The organism is Proteocatella sp. QWL-06 (genome assembly GCF_058684135.1).
In genome coordinates this window covers 2,086,996-2,110,588 of sequence record NZ_CM178755.1, presented here as the reverse complement: position 1 = coordinate 2,110,588, position 23,593 = coordinate 2,086,996, and the positions used below count along the sequence as shown (strand labels likewise).

General features: G+C 46.5%; 19 protein-coding genes. 16 read left to right on the top strand and 3 right to left on the bottom strand.

From position 1 onward, the window contains the following. Nucleotides 1-51: 51 nt before the first annotated feature. From AC4PGZ_RS10140 to AC4PGZ_RS10125, 4 genes are all read left to right on the top strand, one after another. A complete protein-coding gene (locus AC4PGZ_RS10140) occupies nucleotides 52-402 on the top strand; it encodes a DUF1292 domain-containing protein (RefSeq protein ID WP_492158504.1) in 351 nt (116 codons plus the stop codon). A 115-nt stretch (nucleotides 403-517) separates the two neighbouring features. Continuing rightward, entirely contained in the window at nucleotides 518-736 is a 219-nt protein-coding gene (locus AC4PGZ_RS10135) for an XRE family transcriptional regulator (protein ID WP_492158503.1), read from the top strand. Nucleotides 737-747: 11 nt separating this feature from the next. Further along, entirely contained in the window at nucleotides 748-1,623 is an 876-nt protein-coding gene (locus AC4PGZ_RS10130; RefSeq protein ID WP_492158502.1) for a macro domain-containing protein, read from the top strand. Next, on the top strand, nucleotides 1,623-2,660 hold the full coding sequence (locus AC4PGZ_RS10125; protein WP_492158501.1) for a DarT ssDNA thymidine ADP-ribosyltransferase family protein: 1,038 nt from the start codon (nucleotides 1,623-1,625) through the stop codon (nucleotides 2,658-2,660). The genes AC4PGZ_RS10130 and AC4PGZ_RS10125 overlap by 1 nt, the downstream gene beginning before the upstream one ends. Before the next feature lie 45 nt (nucleotides 2,661-2,705). Here the strand turns inward: AC4PGZ_RS10125 and AC4PGZ_RS10120 are convergent, their stop codons facing one another. Then, nucleotides 2,706-3,311 (bottom strand): TetR/AcrR family transcriptional regulator, encoded by a 606-nt coding sequence (locus AC4PGZ_RS10120; protein ID WP_492158500.1) that lies wholly within the window; start codon nucleotides 3,309-3,311, stop codon nucleotides 2,706-2,708. 154 nt (nucleotides 3,312-3,465) lie between these two features. Here AC4PGZ_RS10120 and AC4PGZ_RS10115 point away from each other — a divergent pair, with 154 nt between their 5' ends. Continuing rightward, entirely contained in the window at nucleotides 3,466-5,700 is a 2,235-nt protein-coding gene (locus AC4PGZ_RS10115) for an efflux RND transporter permease subunit (RefSeq protein ID WP_492158499.1), read from the top strand. Next, nucleotides 5,687-7,723, top strand: coding sequence for a hypothetical protein (locus AC4PGZ_RS10110; protein WP_492158498.1), 2,037 nt, complete (start codon nucleotides 5,687-5,689; stop codon nucleotides 7,721-7,723). The genes AC4PGZ_RS10115 and AC4PGZ_RS10110 overlap by 14 nt, the downstream gene beginning before the upstream one ends. Here AC4PGZ_RS10110 and AC4PGZ_RS10105 read toward each other — a convergent pair. Continuing rightward, complete coding sequence (locus AC4PGZ_RS10105) at nucleotides 7,720-9,069, bottom strand: MATE family efflux transporter (protein ID WP_492158497.1); 1,350 nt, start codon at nucleotides 9,067-9,069, stop codon at nucleotides 7,720-7,722. The genes AC4PGZ_RS10110 and AC4PGZ_RS10105 overlap by 4 nt on opposite strands. A 220-nt stretch (nucleotides 9,070-9,289) precedes the next feature. Between AC4PGZ_RS10105 and AC4PGZ_RS10100 the strand changes: the two genes are divergently transcribed. The 10 genes from AC4PGZ_RS10100 (at nucleotide 9,290) to AC4PGZ_RS10055 (ending at nucleotide 21,163) form a co-directional block, all read left to right on the top strand. Continuing rightward, nucleotides 9,290-9,922: a 4Fe-4S binding protein gene (locus AC4PGZ_RS10100; RefSeq protein ID WP_492158496.1), complete on the top strand. Its 633-nt coding sequence runs from the start codon at nucleotides 9,290-9,292 to the stop codon at nucleotides 9,920-9,922. Continuing rightward, nucleotides 9,919-11,166 (top strand): HlyD family secretion protein, encoded by a 1,248-nt coding sequence (locus AC4PGZ_RS10095; RefSeq protein ID WP_492158495.1) that lies wholly within the window; start codon nucleotides 9,919-9,921, stop codon nucleotides 11,164-11,166. Before AC4PGZ_RS10100 ends, AC4PGZ_RS10095 begins: the two co-directional genes overlap by 4 nt. After that, the gene (locus tag AC4PGZ_RS10090; protein ID WP_492158494.1) at nucleotides 11,163-12,101 is read left to right on the top strand and encodes an ABC transporter ATP-binding protein; all 939 of its coding nucleotides are present in this window, start codon (nucleotides 11,163-11,165) and stop codon (nucleotides 12,099-12,101) included. Before AC4PGZ_RS10095 ends, AC4PGZ_RS10090 begins: the two co-directional genes overlap by 4 nt. Next, the gene (locus AC4PGZ_RS10085) at nucleotides 12,102-12,932 is read left to right on the top strand and encodes an ABC transporter ATP-binding protein (RefSeq protein WP_492158493.1); all 831 of its coding nucleotides are present in this window, start codon (nucleotides 12,102-12,104) and stop codon (nucleotides 12,930-12,932) included. Beyond that, nucleotides 12,916-14,040 carry an ABC transporter permease gene (locus tag AC4PGZ_RS10080; protein WP_492158492.1) on the top strand — a complete coding sequence of 375 codons (1,125 nt, stop codon included), beginning with the start codon at nucleotides 12,916-12,918 and terminating at the stop codon, nucleotides 14,038-14,040. The genes AC4PGZ_RS10085 and AC4PGZ_RS10080 overlap by 17 nt, the downstream gene beginning before the upstream one ends. A gap of 72 nt (nucleotides 14,041-14,112) precedes the next feature. Then, on the top strand, nucleotides 14,113-15,375 hold the full coding sequence (locus tag AC4PGZ_RS10075) for a TolC family protein (protein ID WP_492158491.1): 1,263 nt from the start codon (nucleotides 14,113-14,115) through the stop codon (nucleotides 15,373-15,375). Nucleotides 15,376-15,400: 25 nt separating this feature from the next. After that, nucleotides 15,401-16,489, top strand: coding sequence for a hypothetical protein (locus AC4PGZ_RS10070; RefSeq protein WP_492158490.1), 1,089 nt, complete (start codon nucleotides 15,401-15,403; stop codon nucleotides 16,487-16,489). A gap of 292 nt (nucleotides 16,490-16,781) precedes the next feature. Then, nucleotides 16,782-18,200, top strand: a complete 1,419-nt coding sequence (locus AC4PGZ_RS10065; protein ID WP_492158489.1) for a YfcC family protein — start codon at nucleotides 16,782-16,784, stop codon at nucleotides 18,198-18,200. A 9-nt stretch (nucleotides 18,201-18,209) separates the two neighbouring features. Beyond that, nucleotides 18,210-19,316 (top strand): NAD/NADP octopine/nopaline dehydrogenase family protein, encoded by a 1,107-nt coding sequence (locus AC4PGZ_RS10060; protein WP_492158488.1) that lies wholly within the window; start codon nucleotides 18,210-18,212, stop codon nucleotides 19,314-19,316. Nucleotides 19,317-19,414: 98 nt separating this feature from the next. Further along, on the top strand, nucleotides 19,415-21,163 hold the full coding sequence (locus AC4PGZ_RS10055) for a sigma-54 interaction domain-containing protein (RefSeq protein WP_492158487.1): 1,749 nt from the start codon (nucleotides 19,415-19,417) through the stop codon (nucleotides 21,161-21,163). Nucleotides 21,164-21,208: 45 nt separating this feature from the next. Here AC4PGZ_RS10055 and AC4PGZ_RS10050 read toward each other — a convergent pair whose 3' ends face one another. After that, nucleotides 21,209-23,452, bottom strand: coding sequence for a beta-propeller domain-containing protein (locus tag AC4PGZ_RS10050; RefSeq protein ID WP_492158486.1), 2,244 nt, complete (start codon nucleotides 23,450-23,452; stop codon nucleotides 21,209-21,211). Between the last annotated feature and the right edge of the window lie 141 nt (nucleotides 23,453-23,593).

The following is a 23,593-nucleotide window of genomic DNA, read 5'->3' as shown; positions in this document are numbered from 1 at the left end:
ATATATAATTGAAGAGATAAGAATATAATTCATCAGATGAGATTATCGTCGATGAAAAAAATATTACTGCCTAAGAAGGCAGTATGCAGGAGGCTGAATATGAGCGATATGGAATTTAAGAATGATTTTGAAGAGGAAGAGCCAATAGTTCTCAACCTTATACTTGATGATGGTGAAGAGGTATCTTGTGAAGTTATTGGAATATTTGAGGTTGAGGGAGCGGAGTATATCGCCCTTGTGCCTGAGAATGACGACAGAGTGCTTATCTACAAGTATTCAGAGCTTGAAAATGATGAGATAGATCTTCAGAACATAGAAGACGATGCAGAGTTTGAAAAAGTTACAGAAGCTTTCTGGGAAGTTTTCGGAGACGAGGATTTCGAGAGAGAAGACGGAGAATAACAGAGTCAGAAAGATGGAACCCCGAGGGGTTCCTTTTTTTATGCAATATTATAAATAAAAACGTTGACTATTTAAACGTTTATGTTTAATATGGAGATATGAGGAAGGTGATGATATGAGAATAGATGAACAGATAAAGATTCTTTGTATAAAGCTGGACATGACTATATCTGAAATTGGAAGAAGGCTGGATAAGACACCTCAGGCTTTCAGTCAGAAAATTAAACGTGGAAAATTCACTATAGATGATTTAGAGGATATTGCCATGGTAACAGGCTGTAAGCTTGAATGTAGTTTGATTTTACCGGATGGAGAGAAAATTGTTATAAAATAAGGGAGGTAAATATGATTCATTATATTGAAGGCGATATATTCAACAGCCCGGCACAGGTAATCGTGAATACAGTAAATACAGTTGGAGTAATGGGAAAAGGGCTCGCGCTTGCATTTAAGCAGAAATATCCCAAGATGTTCATATCATACAGAAATGCATGTGAAAAGAAACAATTGACAGTTGGAAAACTGATGCTTTTTCATGCTCCTGACTATTGGATACTTCTTTTCCCGACAAAAGAAAACTGGAGAAATCCGTCTAAACTTGAATATATTGAAAAAGGGCTTATGAAATTTGTGAATACTTATGCTGAAAAGAACGTTACTTCAATAGCATTTCCAAAGCTTGGATGTGGAAATGGAGAGCTGGACTGGAATGACGTAAGGCCTCTGATGGAAAAGTATCTTAAGCCATTGCCGATTGACGTGTATATATATATTGGGCCAGGACAAAACTATGTTCCAGAACATAAGAAAACTGATGAAACTATGGACTGGCTGAAAAAGAATGCCAGAGACATGTCTTTTAATGGAATCAAGGATGATATATTAAGTAAAACACAAATACTGCCTCATGAATTTATGTTTTCCGGTGAGAGATACAGTGTGAAGTGGGAAAATGGATTGAAATTCATGAAAGAAGATGAGGAATCATCGGTATTTGTAAGTGAAGACGAATTTTTCAAGATATGGGATCATATTAGAAGTAAAGGTATATTTTCAATATCGCCAGGCAAGAAAGCTTTTACTTTAACAGCTGCTCTGATTGAGTCTTTAGGTTATATATCAAAGGTAAGGATAAGTAAAGAACGCAGCGATGAAATGACAGAGGGATATCAGGTGAATGAAGGTGCAGGTAGAATTTATTCAATGAAAGGAAGTCTATGATGGAATACTTGGATATCATACATGATAACTGCGAAAATCGTTCTCCGATTAAGTGGTGGCCAAAATTCGCATATCATTATACGGATGTTTCAAATGCTGTGAGTGTATTGAGTTCGGGTTTCTTGTATAGCAGGATAAAATCCGAAAAAATGAATCTCATGAAAAATAACAATGCCAGCCGGCAAGTGATAGATATGACGAAAACATCAGCAGTAGCAAATGTGAGATTTTATTTCAGACCACTTACGCCTACCCAATACCATAATGAAGGCTATAAACATGCATCTCTTCGTTATTGGAGTGATAAGGATGCGAATGTACCTGTTCCGGTTTTTCTTGTCTTTGATTTAGAGAAATTGCTTAAGATGCCTGAGACCAGATTTTCAGAGACAGCTCAATCGGGTTATGGAGATAGACTTTTAAGTGGAATTGAGGAATTCAGCAAGTTGAATTTTGACAAGATATACAGTAACGGTTATTCAACTGATACAGATATAAAAAAATACAGACACGCAGAACTGCTGTACCCAAATGCATTTGACATAGATAAAGATAACTGTCTGAGGGCAGTACTGTGCAGGAATGATTCAGAAAAGACTACTCTCCTTAATCTATTGAGAGACAGTAACATCAGAAATTTCTATAAGTATCAGTCTATGATTAAAGTCTTTAAAGAGGATGTATTTGAGAATAATGCTTTATTTATAACAGAGTGCAGGTATTATGATGGAAATGTAAGTGTATCTTTTTCAGATACATATGCTAAAGAAAAATATAAGGATAAGCAGATGATAAAAAATGGGGTTGATGAATTAACTCCGGTAGATTCAAAAATTGAATTTGAATGGGAGAATGCAAAAGGATTGATTCATCATCTTGAAATGGGATTTAAACTGAATTACTCAAAGTCGAAGTCTATAACTTTTTGTAATCTGCCGGTATTTAAGGAAGCCAGAAATATTAAAATCAGAATTTATTTTGAAGATAAGCTGATGTGCTATATGAATCAGTCTATAGCTGAGATTGAGTTGATTTAAAGATGGAACCCCGAGGGGTTCCTTTTTTTATGCAAGCCTAAGCAGCTATGCCAGCACGCTCACGGCGGCGGCGGTTATTATCTGGTCCACCATTTTTATAAGGTCTTTTTTTGGAAAGCTGAGCCCTGTGTCAAACCAGTGCTGGAGCTGTCCCTGTATCCCGAAGCTTATGAAGGCGATGTAGTAGTCATATATCTCGTGGTCGTAATCCGGGAATTTTTCTTTTATGAGCTTGGCTCCGTTTTTTGATACCAGCTCCCTGAATTTCGGGAAGAAGCTGCTGCCGACTCTGCTCTGAAACATGCTCGCGCAGATTTCGCGGTTTTCGAGGATATAGTCGGCTATTGGATCGAGCATTGGAAGCAGGGTATCAAAGACTGGCTTTGCTGAGGAGCTGACTGAAGAGGGTTTTGGCCTTGAGGCATCGATCATCTCCTGGATTTCTGATATCAGGTCATCCTCCATTTTCTCCATTAGGTCATAGACGTCCTTATAGTGGAGATAGAAGGTGCCGCGGTTGAGGTCGGCTTTTTCGGTTATGTCTCTTACGGTTATGTCTCTCAGGTCTTTTTCGCGTACGAGCTCTGCAAGCGTGCGCTTGAGCGTGTCTCTGGTCTTTCGTATTCGCCTGTCTACCTTTGGATTTTTCATAATGTTCCCCCTTTTTCAGAAAAATGAACACAAACTCTATTTATGTTGATTAATGTACATATATCGTTTTATTGATTATTGAAGTATGTCTATAATGGTATTATAATATACAATAGATTAAAAATCAACATGATGTTCATTAATGGAGGAAGACATGAAAATAAATGGCATTGAAAAGATATTTCATTTTATAGTCTACGAAGGCAGGAAGATAGAAAAGGCGTTCATCGCGATGCTGCTTGTATTTGCGATATGCTTCCCGCTAGTTGGAGTCAATTATGACCTGAGCAAGTATCTTCCGCAGTCTGCGCCTTCCCGTGAGGCGCTCTCTGTGATGGAGGATGAGTTCGGATATCCAGGCATGGCGAGGATAATGCTCAGGGATGTGTCGCTCTATGAGGCAAGGCAGATGCGGGACCAGATAGCTTCGGTGGAAGGGGTGGACATGGTAACTGGCGCGGATACGGCTACGGATGTCTATATGGCATATCCTTTTGCTACTGAAGCGGATGCCCTTGATGACTACTACAGGGACGGAAATGCACTGATAGATGTGGTTTTTGAGGAGGGAAGCTCTGAAAAGTCCACGCATGAGGCACTTGACAGGATCTATGAGATAGTCGGCGAGGACGGATATTTTTCGGGCTCTGCTGTAAGCAACAAGTCAAGGCAGGAAACTATAGTGAAGGAAGTGGCCATGGCTATGGTCATAGCGCTCGTGATCATCTTTTCTATCCTTACGGTCACTACCACGTCCTGGTTTGAGCCCGTGCTGTTCATAGGGGTCATGGGGATCGCGATCATAATAAATATGGGAAGCAATATAATTTTTGGGACGATATCGTTCTTCACCTTTGCTACGGCCGCGATACTTCAGCTGGCGGTGTCGATGGATTATTCGATATTCCTTCTTCATACCTTTACGGCGTACAAGCAGAAGGGCATGGAGATCCATGAGGCGCTTGAGATGGCGCTGCGGGAATCTGCCGGGGCTATAGTTGCGAGCTCTATGACTACTATAGTTGGATTTCTGGCAATGGCGCTTATGAAGTTCAGCGTGGGCAGGGACCTCGGGTTCGTGCTTGCCAAGGGTATAGTCATAAGCCTTGCGACGGTCATGCTGCTGATGCCGGCGCTAATCATGAGATTCAATGAGAAGATAGAGAAGTATTCGCACAGGTCGTTCATGCCTTCGTTTGATTCGTTTGCAGACAGGATGTACAGGGGAAGGAAGATAATAATAGCGATTTCTCTGATATTCATAATCCCGGTATATGTCGCTCAGGACATGAATGTATTCCTCTATGGAGACGAGGCTCTTGGGGAAGGTCCGGGCACTAAGGTATATGAGCAGAGCCGCATTATAGATGAGGAGTTTGGCCGCAGCAACATGATAATCGCTATGGTGCCTGTGGGCTCTCCGGTAAGCGAGAAGCTGCTGACTGAGGAGCTTGAGGGTTTTGAGTTTGTAAATTATGCCAAATCGCTTGCGGGTGAGCTTCCATCCGGGATTCCGCAGGATTTTCTTCCGCAGAGCCTGACTGAGAAGATGAAGACCGAGAATTATTCGAGAATACTGATATCCATGAATACGGCTGAGGAGAGCGATTTTGCATTCGAGTGCAGCCAGAAGATAGATTCAAAGATAAGGGAGTATTATCCAGAAAATTCCCATGTACTTGGGCTGACTCCTACTACCATAGATATGAAGAACATACTCAATGAAGATTACAGCTTTGTGAATATGATCTCGATGCTCGGGGTCATCCTGGTGGTTGCCATAAGCTTCAGATCCGTGCTGGTTCCGATGCTGGTCATAATACCGATAGAGGCGGCGATACTGCTCAACATGGCTTTTCCTTATGTCATGGGAGAGTCAGTGCTGTTCATAGGATATATAATCGTGGGCTGCCTTCAGCTTGGAGCTACGGTGGATTATTCCATACTCGTTACGGGAAATTATCTCGGAGCGAGGAAGGAAATGTCTCCTCCTGAAGCAGCAAAGGCTTCGATAGCAAAGAGTGCGCTCTCTGTGCTCACCTCAGGCTCGATCCTGACGGTGGTGGGCTACGGCCTCTTCTTCATATCGACTACGAGGGGGATATCTCAGGTAGGAAGATTTGTAGGCAGAGGGGCAATGCTCAGCATAGTGCTCGTGCTCACGCTCCTTCCCGCGCTGCTGGCGCTGTTTGACAGACAGATTGCAAGGCAGCAGGAGAGGTCGAGGACAAGGAGCGAAAGGCTCAAAAACAGAAGAAGCGCTGTCCGAAGCGATAACGATAAGGCTGGAAACGAAGAAAAAAAGAAGGACAGAAAAGAGAAGAAGAAGTCATGGAAAAGAAAATCAAAGGAGAATGAAGTGGAGGTCGGTTTTGATGAAACTGCATAAGAGGATTGGAGCGGGCCTTATGGCCCTCAGCATATTTGCCGCGTGCATGCCGGGTGGGAGCGTTTATGCGGCGGCGCCTGCGCCCGGGCATGATGAGACCATGTATGTGAATCTGGATCATTACGGGGCTATAGATGAGACGAGGATAGTAAAGAGCTACAGCGTTAACGGCGCCAGCGAGATAGTGGATTTTGGAAACTACTCGAAGGTGACCAACATGAGCACTCTCGAAAAGCCTCAGATGAAAAATGGAAAGCTGAAGTTTGAGGCTCAGGAGGGCATGAAGAGATTCTACTTTGAGGCTGTTCCGGCTCAGCAGAAGCCGGTGCTCCCATGGAGCTTTGACGTGAGCTACAAACTTAACGGCGTGGAAACAAGCGCTGAGGAGCTTGCAGGAAAGAGCGGCCTCATAGAGATGACGGTGAAGGCTATTCCAAACAGCTCTGCCAGCGAGTATTACAGAAACAACATGCTGCTTCAGGTGGCGGCGATGGTGGACATGGATGAGGTGCTGAGCATCGAGGCTCCCGGGGCGCAGCTTCAGAGCGTCGGAAGCCGGAAGGCGGCCATATTCATGGGCCTTCCGGGAGAAGAAAATGAGTTCGTCGTAAGAATAGGATCTGATGATTTTGAGTTTCCGGGATTTGGGATAATGATGATTCCGGCGACGCTTTCTCAGCTGGAGGAGATTAAGGAACTAAAGGAAACAAAGGAAAAGATAGAGGACTCTGCGAATGCTATGAATGCCAGCATGGACGTCATCCTGAATACCCTTGAAGGCATGCAGGATGGCATAAAATCCACATCGGAAGGCCTTCGCACCCTCGACGGAGCGAGAGAGACCGTGAGCGCTTCAAAGGGCAGCCTGTATGACAAGGCAGACATATCCATAGACAATCTTGAGCAGAGCTCGGCTCAGGTGGAAAAGCTGATCCCGCATCTGGAGGAAGCTCAGAGCTTTGCGCAGGAAATGAACGCTCAGATGAATGTGATGGCAGACACTGTGAAGGCTCTCAAGCCAAAGCTCACAAAGCTGCAGAGGGTGCTTGAGGACCTGAATGAGAATCTTGAAGAGCTTCAGGACATGGTGGATGACATGGGCGAGGTCGGATCCTCAAGAAGGAGCAGGACACTCGTGATGGCTGTAAACAACAGCCTTGAGGACTACAGCGCGGCTGCGGCTGATGTCAGCGCGGATATAGCTGCAATTGAGAACGCGGCCGAGGCAGCTGGAATTGCTGATGGAAGCAGTTCGCCATCAGGCCCAGCTCCTGTCTCTGATCCAAAGATAGATGCCATACTTGGCGGAGTATCACAGATAGGAAGCGGGCTAGAGAGCATGAGCAGCGTAATAGGAGGACTCAGGAGCACGGCGGGTGAGTATTCTTCAGACATCCAGAGCGCTATGGGCAACCTCAAGGCTCTGAACAGCACGATAAACGAGATGAGTTCAATATCAAAGGACCTCATAGACGAGGCTGATGTACTGAGAAGCATCATAGATAAAAACCATCCGGCGCTCATGCAGGCCCTTTCAGATTCGAAGGACAGCCTGACGCTTGCGACAAAGAGCCTGAGAGATGCCCACAGCTTCGTGAAGGAGGCCCGGGGAGTGCTTGAGAAAAGCGGTGAGCAGCTTGACAAGGGTACTGAAAAGAGCCTCAACGGACTGGCGGATGCGCTTGACAGCTCCGTGAAGGGCCTCGAGCAGACCGGGGTCATAAGAAATGCGAAGAATACGGTGAAGAAGCTCATAGATGATGAGTGGGAGAAATACACAGAGACTGAAAATCATCTGCTTAACATAGATACCTCGGCGCCCATGATATCGTTCACATCGAATCAGAACAGGACACCTGAGAGCATACAGATAATAATGAGGACGGCCGAGATAAGCAAAAAGAGCCCGGACAAGGCCGTTAAGGACCTTGAAGCCGGAGCTCTTGAGGACAGAGGAAGCTTTGCCAGCAGGATTGCTGACATATTCAGGAGGATGGCAGATACAGTATCATCCGCATTCTAAGCCTCCAGAATCATTTTTTTCCTGTAAAGATAATAGAATATCGGAAGGACGCTGCCCTTCACTATGCTGCTAAGGCTGATGGCCCACCACACGCCGTTTACGCCAAGCGCAGTGGAGGTGAAGAAAAGCGCCATTGGAATCCTGGCCCCTGTAAGCAGTATGCTTATGACGGCCGGGATTTTTGTTTCTCCAAAGCCGTTGAACATCCCTATGGTTATAATCTCTATGCACATAGGGATCTGAGAATAGCCAAGTATCCTCAGGTAGTTTACCCCGCTCGGGATGGACTGAGGCTCGTCGATGAATACCCTGAATATAGGTTCTCCGAAGAAGACGAGGCATACAGTGGCGATTGCCCCAAGGAAGATGGACATCATTGCTATGATTCGGATCCCTTTATCTATCCGGTCAAAGTTGCGGCTTCCAAAGTTCTGGCCCACGAATGCACACAGCGCTATGGCGAATCCGTCTGCAGTTATCCAGGAAAGAGACTCTATCTGTGAGCCTACCTTCTGGACGGCAATCTCGGTAGCTCCGAAATGCGATATTATCCTTGCCAGCATGATTGAGAAAACGCAGTAGAGCGTAGACTGGAGCGAGCTTGGAAATCCTATCTTTGCTATTTCTTTTATCTTTGCAAAATCAGGCCTGCTGAATATTCTTATGTTCAGGTGAGGCTGAGGATATTTTTTTATATGGAGGATGAAGAGAAGCCATACGAGGGCCTGCGCTCCGGCCGTAGCTATTGCGGCTCCGGCTACTCCAAGCTTTGGGAATGGCCCTATCCCGAATATCAGCAGTATGTCGAACACGATGTTGAATATGAGGCCGCAGGTGTTGAACAGGAATGGAGTCTTGCTGTCACCCGAGGCATTGAACATGGCGGAAAGCACTGGGGTAGTATACGCGAACACCATGGCAAGGCCGACTATCACGAGATATATCCTTCCCTGCATTATTATCTGAGGGTCGCCGAGTCGGAAATATCCGATGATCTGCTCATTGAAGATCATTATGAATATGGTGAACGCCCATGCTATGAAGGAGTTGAGCCACATGGAGGCCTGAGCGTACTGACGCGCCATGTCAAGATCCTTTCGCCCCATGGACTGGGATATAGTTATCTGCGCACCTATCCTTGCTATCGAAGATGAAGCCTGCGCAAACCACATCAGAAAGCCTGCGCTTCCTACGGCTGCTACGGCGCCGCTGCCGAGTCTTCCTATGCATATCATGTCTATGAAGTTGTATGCCATGTTTATGAATGAAGTCGCGAGTATTGGCATTGAAAGATATATTATCTTCTGCGGTATGCTCCCGACGGTGAGGTCCTGTTTTTCGTTCATATAGTCTCCTGTAATGTAATCGTTAAATGAGTTTACGGGAAATCTGATTTTTTCCCCAAAGAATATTATAAACCAAAACGAGTCAGTTGTCATTGAAATGATACGCAGATGACACGTTTTATGGTGCAAATTGTTTTCAAAGGTGTTACCATGGTAACGCCTTTTTTGCGTGATCAGATGATATAATATTAAAAAACGAATAAAACAGGGGGAAGATATCATGAAATACGTAATCAATGCAGTAAGGATTTTGTTTTTGGCGCTGTTTATTTTTCTTGTCATGACAGGAAGAGTGAGGATGTGGCTGATAATATTTGCGGCAAGCCTTGCAGCCGCACTTTTCTCGGGAAGAATATACTGTGGCTATGTCTGTCCTATGAACACTCTGATGATTCCGACGGAGTGGATATCTAAAAAGCTGAAGCTGCAGAAATCCGTAACTCCGAAGTGGCTGAGCTCAGGCTGGCTTGCATGGCTTGCGCTTGGGGCGAGCATTGCGGGCATGATGTTTGCGAAGAGAGCTCTGCACAGGGATGTTCCGGTGCTCCTCATCTGGCTGGTGGCTTCTGTGATAATAACGCTCAGATACAGGCCGGCGGTATTTCACAATCTGATATGCCCGTTTGGCGTACTACAGAAGATATTTGGAAAAAATCCGGTGTATTCTATGAGGGTGCAGGAGCAGGGATGCATAGGCTGCAGGATGTGCGAGAAGGTATGTCCTTCGGATGCGGTAGCCGTGCGAAGTGAGGACAGAAAAGCTGAGATAAATCCGGCGCTGTGCCTTCAGTGCTCAAACTGCAGTCAGGTGTGTCCAAAAAACACTATTCATTATCTTGGAGGTAAAAAATGAAATATTCAGCAGAAATCTTAAGCGGGAGAGGGAAGTATGTCATCGCTGCGGCTGTGATAGCAGCTATACTTGGCGCGATATATATCTATAATGGAATGATCCTTGATGATTCGAGCATCGTGAGGAAAGAGGACGGACTGTATCTGGAGGCATCCGGAAGCGTGGAAAGCAGCAGCATAATAATAAGCAGCGAGGTTTCAGGCAGCGTAACAGAGGTAAAGGCAAAGGAAGGAGAGATGGTGAAGTCCGGGCAGGCAGTTGCGGTTATAGAAAACACTGCGCTCGAGAGCCAGTATCAGAGGATGAAGAGCTCTCTTGACTCGGCGCTTCAGAACGTGGCCTCCCTTGAGGATGCGCTGAAGGACTACTCAGTCCATAATGAGAAGCTCATTTCTCAGGCGCACAGCACATATATGGCAGCGGAGGCTGAGTATCAGAAGGTAAGGGACGGAGCGAGCGCTGAGGAGATATCTCAGGCGAGAGAGGCCGTAAAGCAGGCAGACATAAACAGGGCGCATATGAAGGCGGCTCTCGAGAGAAGCCGGGTGCTGCTCGAGGCTCAGGGGATTTCGCAGACCGACTATGACGAAGCAGAGAGAAGCCATGAGCTTGCCGAGTCACAGTACAGCTCTGCCGTATCAAGGCTCGAGCTTCTTGAATCCATGCCAACCGACTCGAATCTCAAGATTGCCCAGAGCAGGATGCAGCAGGCAAAGTCGGGCAATGAGCTTGCGATATCGGGAGGCCGGATGCGCATATCTGAGCTTGAAAACCAGCTTGCATCGGCAGGAATACAGGCAGAGCAGGCAAAAAAAGAGCTTATCCAGGCGGAAGCTGAGCTTGAAAAGACTTTCATAAGGTCTCCGGCAGATGGCGTGCTCAGCTCGGTATTCTTCGATAAGGGAGAATTTGTCACGGCAGGAAAGCCGGCGATTGAAATATATGACTCATCAGCTGCGCAGATACAGGTATATGTGTCTGAGGCAGACATTGGACATATAAAGACCGGGCAGGAGGCAAAGCTTTATGTAGACTCCCATGCTGACGAGGTGTTTGGCGGAAAAGTGGTACAGATAAGCAGCGAGGCGGAGTTTACGCCAAAGAACATTCAGACCAAGGCAGAGCGCGTGAATACGGTATTCAGGGTCAGGATTGAGGCCGATGATTCAGGCGGGGTAATAAAGCCGGGAATGCCCGTGGACGTGAATATAAAGATAGATGAGGCGAAGGGAGATCCGCAATGAAAAGGGGCATAGAGATAAACTCTCTTTCCAGAAGCTTTGGAGGCATACGGGCGGTGGATGCGATTGACCTCAAGGTCAGGCACAATACGATATTCGGGCTGATAGGTCCCGACGGGGCAGGAAAGACGACCCTGATGAGGATGCTGTGCTCGCTGATGAAGCCGGACAGCGGGACTGCGCAGATAGGCGGTCTGGACATACGGACTCAGGGCGATGAGATAATAAATCATCTTGGATATATGCCGCAGCGATTCAGCCTTTACGGAGACCTGACCGTGATGGAGAACCTGAGATTTTACTCAGATATATACCAGGTCCCGGCGGATGTGAGGGAGGAAAAGATAGAATATCTTCTGGAGTTCAGCAGGCTGAAAAAGCACTCAGACAAGCTCGCAGATCAGCTGTCTGGAGGAATGAAGCAGAAGCTGGCTCTGTGCTGCAATCTGATACACACGCCTGATTTCCTGATGCTGGATGAGCCAACGACAGGGGTAGACCCGGTAGCTCGAAAGGAGCTGTGGAAAATACTCTTCGATCTCAGAGATCAGGGGGTCACGATACTGATAAGCACTCCATATATGGACGAGGCGCAGAGGTGCGATGAGATAGGCCTCATAGACAGCGGCAGGATAATCGCGAGGGACACGCCTGAAAATATAATAAACAGCTTTGAGAAGCACATAATATGCATATATTCGAGTGACAATTACAGGGCAAGGGATACAGCGCTAATGCAGGAATGCGTCGAAGATGCCTACCTGCTCGGCGAGGAGCTTCATATAGTGGTATCTGATCATGAGGCCGCATACGAGGAGCTGGAGAAGGCGCTTGCATCAGCGGGGACTGAAATCCTGAGCATGGAAAAAATCAGGCCTTCTCTTGAGGATGTTTTTGTCAGCATGATAAAGGGCCAGAAAAGAGAAGGAGGGGTTTAGGTGGAGAATGCCATTGAGATAAGAAACCTTACGAAGAAGTTCGGCGATTTTGTCGCAGTCAATGACATAAGCTTTGACGTTAAAAAGGGAGAGATATTTGGCTTCCTCGGACCGAACGGCTCGGGAAAGACTACGGTCATAAGGATGCTGATAGGGCTGCTCAGCGCTACTTCAGGCAGCGGCAATGTCCTTGGATATGACATAATGAAGGAAAATGCAGAGATAAGAAAGCATACTGGCTACATGTCTCAGAAGTTCAGCCTCTACGATGATATCACGGTCGAGGAGAATCTGGATTTTTATGCAGGTATCTATGGAGTGGCAGATGATCAGCTTGCTCAGAGGAAGAGGGAGATCCTGGAAATGGCTGACCTTGTAGGAAAGGAAAAGCTCATAACGGGGAGTCTTTCCGGAGGCTGGAAGCAGAGGCTGGCACTGGGATGCGCCATCATTCATGAACCGGAGATGCTGTTTCTCGATGAGCCGACCGGGGGCGTGGACCCAATCGCAAGGAGGCAGTTCTGGGACATAATATACAGCCTTTCCCAGAAGGGAGTGACTGTATTCGTGACCACTCACTACATGGACGAGGCGGAGCACTGCAACACCATAGGCTTTTTTTACTATGGCTCTGTGCTGCTTATGGATACTCCACTGAACATGAAGAACCATGTGAGCGGAGCCGCCGGGGACAGTCTGAGCCCTGGGGGCGGCGGAAGCGCCGCTATCGGGGGAAGTACCGCCGTAGCAAAGCCTTCCCTTGAGGATGTATTTGTATATCTGGTTGAGCAGAAGACGGATGAGGAGGACAACCATGAAACTGAACCTTAAGAGAGTGCTTGCCGTAATAAAGAAGGAATTCTCGCAGATCAGAAGGGATAAGCGAACCATCGCCATCATAATAATGATGCCCATAATGGAGCTGCTGCTCTTTGGATATGCTACCTCGACAAGCGTGGAGCATATCGCGGCGGTGGTGCTCAACAATGACATCAGCGCAGAAAGCAATGCGCTTCTGGACAGCTTTACGAATTCACAGTACTTTGACATCGACTACAGTGCTTCGAGCCCTGATCAGGTGCAGGAGCTCATCGACAGAGGGGATGCAAAGGTCGGCATAATAATACCTCCAGAGTATTCAAGCGACATAAGGAGCGGAAGGACTGCCCAGATTCAGCTGGTGATTGACGGCTCGGACCCGACGACTGCCCAGACCATACTCTCGAGTGCGGGGGCCGTGGTTCAGTCCCTGTCTGTGGAGATCGTGAGCCAGAGCATGGGAGCGCAGATGCCTCAGCCACTCGATCTGAGGAGCCGGGTCTGGTACAATCCGGACATGAGCAGCGTATATTTCAATGTTCCGGGGCTTATCGGAGTCATACTGCAGACGGTGACCCTGATGCTCACGTCGTTTTCGATAGTGAGGGAAAGGGAGCGGGGCACGCTCGAGCAGCTGATAGTGACGCCTATAACCAAGATGGAGCTAATGATCGGCAAGATAATCCCGTATATAATCCTGGGGTTCGTGGACATAGTGCTCGCACTTGGGCTCAGTATATTCTGGTTCAAGGTCCCTGTCTCAGGGAGCATAGCGCTTCTGCTGCTGTTCTCAGTAGTCTTCCTGTTCAGCGCGCTTGGGATGGGGCTGCTCATCTCGACCGTATCCAAGAGCCAGCTTCAGGCCATGCAGCTGTCGATGTTCATGATAATGCCCAATATACTGCTTTCGGGATACATGTTTCCGAGAGAGGCCATGTCGGCTCCTATATATGCAATAAGCAATTTCTTCCCGCTGACATTCTTCCTCGATGTGCTCAGAGGCATAATCCTTAAGGGAAACGGCTTTGGAGATCTTGTATTCGAATTCTTCGTGCTTCTTGCTTTTGGCGCAGGATTTCTTTTGCTCTCGACATTGAAGTTCAAGAAGAATATAGAATAGATATTGCGAAAATATGGTATAATAAACTGAAACAGTATATTAATTATATCAGTGAAAACATGAGGTGATATTTTGAAAAATAATCTAAGAAATAATTTCAAGAATAAAAGGACAGGCGTAAAGAAGATAGCTTCGGTTTCGCTTGCGGCCCTCCTGTGCTCAGGGCTTTATGCTCCTGCGATGAATCAGGCATATGCGGCTGGACCGATTCCTGTGACAAAAGTGCAGCCTTATACCCCTAAGGAAGAAGAACCGGTGGCAAAGCTTCCCCTGGATTATGAGACAGCCATAAAGAAGGCAGTAGAGCACAGCATAACTACAAAGATGGCAGAGCTTCAGAGAGAGACGGTGCAGGACAAGATAGATGATCTGTTCACGAGCTATGACACGCTGTTTCTCATAGAGGATTCGGACATGCTCGTGGGAACTCTCGCCAACATGGAGATATACAATACTACGCTGACGACTACGAGAGAGCTGCTGAAGAGACAGAAGACCGTGGATTCAGAGAGCCTTAAGATAACGATAGCAGGCCTGTTCAACAACATCGAGCAGCAGCTGGACACAATAGAGCTGACTAAGAAGAAGATCGCTCAGGGCGATGCCAACATAAGGCTCAAGCAGAAGCAGTATGACCTGGGGATGCTTTCGAAGAATGATCTTGATCTTGCGATTGCAGGGAACAAGGCGCTTAAGAATGACCTGATGCTACTTGAGATAAAGCTGGATGAGCTTTTTGCAGAGCTTGAGAAAAACACGGGAATATCAAAGATAGAAGAGAAGTATGAGCTGGTGCCTCTGGGCATGGTTTATGAAACGCTCGAGATGGAAGCGGATGATATTCAGAGATACAAGGCGAACATAGAGAATTTTGACATCTCCATACTTGCTAAGAAGAATGAGGTAGAGAACAAGACTACGACATTCCAGAACTATCCTGAGATATACAACTTCCAGTATCTTTCATATCTTGCGGGAAATCAGCCAAATCCTCCGTCAATGGATTACAAGAGCACGAGAGATGATAAGAACGTGGCCGAGCTTGACCTCAGCCAGACCATAAAGAATGCAAAGCTGAATGTGGACAAGAACTATGCGAATCTGCAGCAGCTGCAGCAGAACATAGAGATAATGAAGATAGAGCTCGAAAAGCTGAATTATCAGCTGAAGACCCTTCAGGTTCAGTATGACCTCGGAATGGTATCAAAGAACATGTACGACAACACCATGATCTCAAGGCTCGAGCTCGAGAACAAGCTCAGTGGCCTGATGGTACAGCAGAAGCAGCTTAAGCTGCTGTTTGAGAGCCCGTATTTTGCAGGTATGGGAATGTAGGATTTTTGGTAAGGAGTTGATCGGGATGGAACTCAGATTTGAAGGAGATGTACGGCAGCAGAGATACTTCCTTATGCATAAGGACAGCATTATAATGGAGTTTGACTTCAAACAGAAAAGCTATGAAATCAGGAATCATAAGCTGATGCCTTTTTATCTTCAGAAAAGCAGAGATATGCTTGTGGACCTGCGTGAATGGCTCATCAAGAGAACGCTTCCTTTATCCAGAAAAAATGCAGATTTCATGTATATGATCCTTGGAAAGCCTCGAGACAGGTCAGGGGCTCTGGAGATAGCTCTTGAGTATGGGGCGCTTTCGCTTTTTGATCCATACTGGATAAAAGCCGCTGACAGCGGTATATGCTATGAAGATGTAAATCTGTACAAGAAAGAATGGGACAGGATTTTTGGACTGATAGCCATAACTGGCAGCAGAAATATAACATCACTGGAAAAGCTGAGTCCGGAGCTTACGCTTATCGGCTCGTGGGCAAAGTGCCTGATAAGAGAGGACGGAGACATTTGCCTCCTCAAGGCGAGCATGGACGAGGAACTCAAAGACATAGAGGCAGAAGTTACCGTATCAAAGCTTTTGGGAGCGCTGAATATTTCTCATGCAGAATATGAGAGCGCTGAGTATGAAGATTTATTTTGCAGCAAAACGAAGATTCTGACGACTGAATACATGCACTGGGTGAGTGCGGATGAATTTATTGATTTTTCAGGATGCAGCAATCTGTTTGAAATGGGAGTAAAGTACGGAAAAGATAATTTTCTCAAGATGATAATCTGTGACTACATTACCGGGAATATTGACAGGCATCACCAGAACTGGGCATTTGAATATGATGACCAGAATGAGGTCATGGGTCTTTCTCCTCTGTTTGACTTCAATTTCGCATTCTGTGGCACTGTTGACAGAAAAAGCCAGTTTGGCGCAGACAACACCGATTTTGAAGTGGCGGTTTATGTGATCGAAACCTTTCGTATGGAGGATTTTCTTGAGGAAGTCAAAAAAACGGTAAGCGGACTTGATGCTGTCAAGTGGCACCGGGACTATATGATGAGCAGGATAGCAAGGCTTGAGTCCGGGCTTGAAGCTACAATTTTATAAATATTCAATGCCCCACCTTCAAAAACTCAGAAGGTGGTTTTTTTTCGGCCATATTCTCAAAATAAGAATCAGACAGGCGGGAATCAGCATGTGTATGGAGCCTTTACGGAATATTTCTCAGATTGAGAATATCGGGCATGGATATTTCTCGATTTGAGAAACAGGCCATCTGAAAACGGCGGATTGGATCAGAGAGTATTGGAAATGCTGAATTATGAAATTTGGCATGATAATTGCAATTGAATATGAGCAGCAGCAATTTTCAAAATTTTATAATTTTTAAGGAGGAGTTATGGAAAAAAGAAAAGAATTGACAGATTCTGGCAAGAGCAGGTTAAGGCTCAGGATGCCAGACACGGCAGCGCTATTGCTCATGATAATAACGGTTGTGGCGGCATTGACCTACATAATACCGGCAGGCGAGTTTGCAAGGGTGGTGGATGAGGAGACCGGAAGGACTCTTGTTCAGGCAGGGACGTATCAGTCGATAGCATCAAACCCTACGACCTTGAAGGGCTATCTTTCTTCTGTTTTCAGGGGTATCCTTGAGGCATCGGAGATAATAGCATTCATATTTGTAACCGGGGGAGCATTTGGAATAGTTACCCGTACGGGTGCCATAACTACGGGGCTTGAGAACCTCGTGGTAAAGTTCAAGGGCAAGGAGACTATACTTGTCGGAGTTATCATGACGAGCTTTGCGCTCTGCGGAGCGACATTTGGAATGGCAGAAGAGGCGCTGCCGTTCATCGTGATCCTGGTTGCGGTATCGGCAAAGCTTGGATTTGATCCTATAGTCGGGGTGTCAATGGTTGTTGTAGGAATATACGCAGGATATTCGCCGGGGGTGCTGAATCCATTCAATACAGGCATAGCCCAGGGAATAGCAGAGCTTCCGATGTTTTCGGGCATGGGCATCAGGGTGCTGCTGATGGCGGGTTCTATACTGATTGCAGTTCAGCATACGATAAGTCATGGAAGGAAGTTCAAGGCTGAGAATGAAGGCAGGACGGACAGCAGGACGGGCGCGATATTTGATGAATTTGAGGCAAAGAAGCTGAGCGGGACAGACAAGACGATACTGTTTATACTGGTTGCGACGATTGCCGGGCTTATGCTTGGAGTGCTCAAGCAGGGATGGTACCTTGAAGAGATATCCGGACTTTTCATCGCAATGGGCTTTGTCATAGGAATGATCTACTACAAGGGGAATTTTGAGAAGTGCGTGAATTCATTCATAGAGGGCGCAAGTGAGATGGCGACGGCAGCGCTTTTCGTAGGATTCTCAAGAGCCATACTCGTTATAATGCAGGACGGTCAGATAATGGATACGCTGGTTTACTGGATGTCCATACCGCTTTCGAGCATGAGCAGCATATTTGCGGCATGGGGGATATATTTCTCTCAGGGCATAATAAACTTCTTCATTCCTTCCTCGACGGGACAGGCGGTTGTAGTAATGCCGATAATATCTCCGCTGAGCGATGTGATAGGGATAACCCGTCAGACGGCTGTGCTTGCATTTCAGTCGGGAGATGGTTTCTGGAACATGATAACGCCTACTCACTCAGTTCTGATGGCATCTCTGGGACTTGCAGGAGTGACATTTTCATCATGGTTCAAGTTTGCGTACAAGCTGGTAATAAAGTGGTCGATCTGGGTAATGGCAGTGCTTGCATTTGCGGTAACCATAAACTGGGGACCTTTTTAGGAGGGGATTATGAAAGATATAAAATATGCAGTAATCGGAGCCGGTAACGGGGGACAGGCGACAGCTGGTTATCTTGCGGCCAAGGGATATGAGGTAAGACTGTTTGACTTTCTTGAAGAAAATGTTGCTCAGCTGAAGAAGGCAGGTTCTATAGAGCTTTCGGGAGCGCTCGATATGACGGGGACTCCAAAGCTCATAACGGGCAATTTGCGGGAGGTCATAGAAGGGGCTGATATGATCATAGTCGTTAATCCATCGACATATCATGGAAAAATAGCGGCAGAATGCTCAAAATATATAACTGAAGATCAGGTGGTGCTGCTGCATCCTGCATCTACTTTCGGGGCATTTGCATTCAAGAAGGCGCTTGAAGAAAGCGGGTTCGAGAAGGACATAACGATAGGAGAGACTAACACGCTTCTGTTCGCATGCAGGGCTACGGCGCCCGGCAAGGTCATGATAGGTGGAGTGAAGGACAGGCTTATAGCCGCGGCTCTTCCTGCGGATCAGAACGACAGGCTCTACAGTCTCATAGGGCATGCAATACCGGAGCTGGTAATGGGGGAGAATGTATTCGTTACTAGCATGGACAACACGAATCCGCTTGTGCATCCGGGCCCTACTCTGATGAACTGCAACTGGGCAGAGTCAGGGAATAGATTCAAGTATTACCATGAGGGAATTGGGGAGACCATGGGAGCGTTCATTGAAAGAATGGACAGGGAAAGAATAGCAATAGGGGAAAAGCTGGGGCTTGAGCTGGGCAGGAATATATTCAGCATGTATATGCAGTATGATACGGAATATAATACGACAGGTGACAGTCTGTCTGAGGTGTTCAAAAAAGTAGATGCCTATGATTCTATATATGCATCAGCGGACATACGAACAAGGTATATATATGAAGATGTTCCTACAGGGCTCATACCGTTTGTGGAGCTTGGAAGGCTCGTGGGCTGCGATGTCGATTCGATGAATCTGGTGGTAGATATGTGCTGCAAGGTGCTGAACGAAGATTTCTGGAACATGGAAGAAAGCAGGACTCTTGCGAAGCTCGGGCTTGAAGGCATGACGGCCGATCAGATTTACGAATATGCAAGGACTGGAAAGAAATAGGGCGGGAAAAATCGGCATGGGCATCAAAACCTGTGCTGATTTTTTGCATGTTATCTGATATAATCTAAAAATACAAAGAGGTTTTAAGGAGGTTTCAGATGCTTGAGATTTTAGGGATTCAGGAATATGTACAGAAGACGGCAGATATAATTTCTTCTGTCCTGGAGATGGAGATTCTGGTATGCGATCAGAACATGAGGCTGCTGGCGGACTCGGAGAAGGCGGTAGAAGAAGAACATTACATAAACAGAGAATCGATCCTTAACAGCGCGATAAAGAAGAAAGAGACTATTGTAGTCGAGGAGCGCGAAACCGGAAGCCCGGGATGTCTTCTGTGCGAAAGCTATCTGGAATGCACGGTTATGGCAATAATTGCGATACCGATACTGAGAAGCGAAAAGGTAATAGGAGCCATAGGAATATATGCTAATTCTGCCGAGTCAAAACAGAAGCTGCTTTCAAAGCGCGAGTTCTTCATAGGATTCATAAACAACATGTCAGAGCTCATAATAAGCAAGCTTGAAGAGAAGGAGGAGAATATTGAGCTCAGGGCTTTTCAGGAAAAGTTCTCGATGATTGTGGAATCGATAGACATGCCGATACTTGGGATAGATGAAAACAGGAAGATAATTCACTGCAACAAGAGATTCAGAAAGCTTTTCCGAGTTTCGGATGATTATCCGAGCGACCAGATTCTGAAGGTGACAGGAAATCCAAAGTTCAAAGAATACATAAACAGCTGCGCCGCGGAAGAAGAGGTGGAGTTCAGCTTCAATATCAAGGGCAGCGAAATAGAGATAATCGTGGGAACGGACATCATAAAGGTCAATGGAGTGTTCAGGGGGGCTATATTCTATTTCAAGAAAAAGATGGATCTCTATGATGAGGTAAACCGCGTGACTAACAATTTCGTTCAGTTTTCCATGGATGAGATAATCGGGGAGAGCTTTGATGTGAGGAAGCTTAAGACGGAGATAATGGAGTTTTCAAAAAGCAATTCCACAGTGCTGATACAGGGTGAGAGCGGGACAGGAAAAGGGCTTATAGCGCGCGCCATACATTGCAACAGCTCGAGGAGCGATGGGCCTTTCGTGGTTGTCAACTGTGCAGCTATACCAGAGAATCTTCTTGAAAGTGAACTGTTCGGGCATGAGGAGGGGGCGTTTACGGGTTCAATGAAGGGCGGCAAGATAGGAAAGTTTGAGCTTGCCAGCAAAGGCACGCTTTTTCTGGATGAGGTGGGGGAAATACCGATACATCTTCAGGCAAAGCTGCTCAGAGCTGTTCAGGAAAAGAAGATTGAAAGGGTCGGGTCGGCAAGGGAAATAAGCGTGGATATAAGGATATTGACTGCCACAAACAGGGATCTGGAGGAAATGATGAAACTTGGTGAATTCAGGGAAGATCTTTTTTACAGGCTGAATGTAATTCCCATGCATATATCCCCTTTGAGGGAAAGAAGCGAAGATATAAGGCTAATGCTTAAATATTATATCAATAAATACTCGGAAATACTCGACAAGAGTATAGATGGGATTGAAAAGGAAGCCGAGGAGCTGCTTCTGAAATATCACTGGCCCGGGAATATAAGGGAGCTTCAGAATGTAGTCGAATACGCGGTGAACTTTACTCGAAATACCTGGATATCAAGGGATGATCTGCCTAAAAGGGTATTGAATTCTGATATAATGGGACCTGTTACGAAAATAATTCCTCTGTGCGAAGTAGAGAAGTTCTATATAAAAGAAGCAGTAAGGATGTTTGGCAATGATCTTAGCGGCAAGGAAAGAGCAGCAAGGGAACTTGGGATAAGCAGGGCAACGCTTTACAGGAAACTGAAAGAGTAAATGATTTTCAAAAGGAGAGCCGTGGCTCTCCTTTTGCATTTTTCATCAGTATTTCAAGAAGCCTTTCTCAGCCATGGTCGCAAGATCGTGGCTTTTTATTCCGTAATCTGAAATCGTATAGAGCCTGGAGCCAGACCAGATGATGCGGCTGACGTTTTTGGAGGTATCATACCATTTCAGAGCGCTGTCGTCAATCTCGGGCTGCGTAAGATGAGTGGAGGTGCCCCGTAAAACAAAGCCGGTCGAAGGGTTTACGCTGTAGACATACGCTCCCTGGAAACTGAAACGGTTTCCCGTGCCTGAACCGGAGTACAGCATGACCGGAAGTGCGAACAGGTTCTTGTCTTTTGAGAAGAGCAGTGCCCTGTGGTTGTAAAGCACCTCGGAGTAGCTTCCTGAGCTTCCAAGCAGGATCCTGCTTTTTTCAACAGGCTTGCTGACGTCGGTCACGTCGAACATGGCGATCTTTATGCCTCCGACTACAGGCCCGTTCGCCGTTTCGATGATATCCTTTCCGAATCCGATTATGGTGTTTGAGTCATAAGGGTGCAGATAGTCGCTGAAGCCGGGGATTTTGAGATATCCAAGGACTGCAGGCTGAGACGGGTTCTTGAGGTCTATAACATAGAATGGATCCACCTGCCTGAAGGTGACCAGGTAGGCTCTTTCGCCCACGAATCTCGCAGAGAATATGCGCTCGCCGGGCGCAAGGCCTTCGAGCTTTCCTTTGAGCTTCATGCTGCTGTCCAGAACGTAGATGTTATTTTGGGACGTATCGGACCAGGTTTCGCCTGATGTGGTAGCAATGCGGTAGTTTCCGTTATAGGCATCCATCGAGAACTGATTGAGCACGCGTCCGGGCACCGAACCCTTGGCGCTGAAGCTTACCATTCCATCTCTTAAGAGGAATTTGTAGAGCTCAGTCGTGTTGGTGAATACAGGCATTGTGATGCCGCCCTGAGCTCTGTAGTCATAGTGGTAACGGTCCAGGGCTACTATCATGGATTCAGAGTCGGCAAAGAGGTTTGTGCTGCTTCCAAGATATGCCATCTTGTGCGGCGCATTATTCATAAGCTCAAGATCGAAGCCGAGGGTAATCATCAGGTTGGACTCTACAGTATCAGGGAAGTACCTGAGCGATTCAAAGCCGATTACTGATCTGCTCACGACATTTCCACTGGAGGACACAAGCGTATCAGTAAAGGCAGGCAGTACGCTCTCAGCGGTCATTGAATAAGTCGAAATCGGCTTGTTCAGAACCATATAGAGACTGCCTTCTGACAGACGGGAGGTCATGTAGCTGCCATCACCTTCAAACGTTCTGATGAGCTTTGGTGACTCAGGAGCAGTCACATCATAAAAATATATGCGAGTTTTCGGTGTCATCGGAGGCATCGGCATAATATCGGGCACGATTCTTTCCGCCATAGGATAAAACATCTGTCTTGTGCCTATTACTATGAGCCTGCCTTCATGCAGATAAAGCTCTGAAACGGCAAAGCCATCGTCGGAATTGATGGTCGCGATATTTTTCGGGCTTGCCGCGGATATATCCGTGATCTTTATGTCTCCTGAGCGCAGCTGATAAATAGTCCTGCCATCAGTCTTTATGATATCGGCCTCGTCCACGCCCGCAACCTGAACATTAGTTGTGCTGTGGTCATCGCCGGCAGATGGCGCGGATTCAGGCTGCGCTGAAGGCATATCTCCTTTTCCGTCATTGACTGAAGGCGCGGCGGTAAAATCATCGCGATATGGATAGATATAGTTTGAATATTTGCCGGCATACTCAAGTATAAGCTTAAGCTTTTCAAGAGAGTCGACAGTCGGCAGGGCTTCGGTGTAGATGTAAGGCCTGAAGCCGCTCTTTATTGAAATCAGGCGCTTCTTTGCATCCCATCTGACCTCGTTTCCAAACGCTTCGGAGATAAATTTGAGAGGTACAAGCGTGCGTCCGTTCACGATTTTAGCCGGAGCATCCAGCCTTACAAGCTCTCCGTCGATGCTCCCATATGGCGCATCAATCTTGATGGAAATGTTCATTTCGCCGTTGTACGCTGTGGCAATGCGCTGCTGGGCAATCCAGTCAATCTTCAGACCCAGGGCTTCAAATATTGCCTTGAAGGGCACCATGGTCCGGCCATTTTCGATAACAGGCGCCACCCCGGGCGCCAGAGGCTTGCCGTCAATCTCGATGCGGATGCCTTCTGCGGCAAAGCTCTGATGCATGAAGCCCGGAAAAATGCACATCACAGCGACTAGAGACAGCATAACGATTTTTTTGATCATGATATCACGCTCCTTTTTTATCATTTATGCAATCTATATACCCTAAATTCTTCATCAGCTTCAAAAACAAGTCTTATAGCCGTATTTTATAAAGCTTAAAGAAAATATCTATAAGGTGTTTTTTCTGTGACATTCAACTGA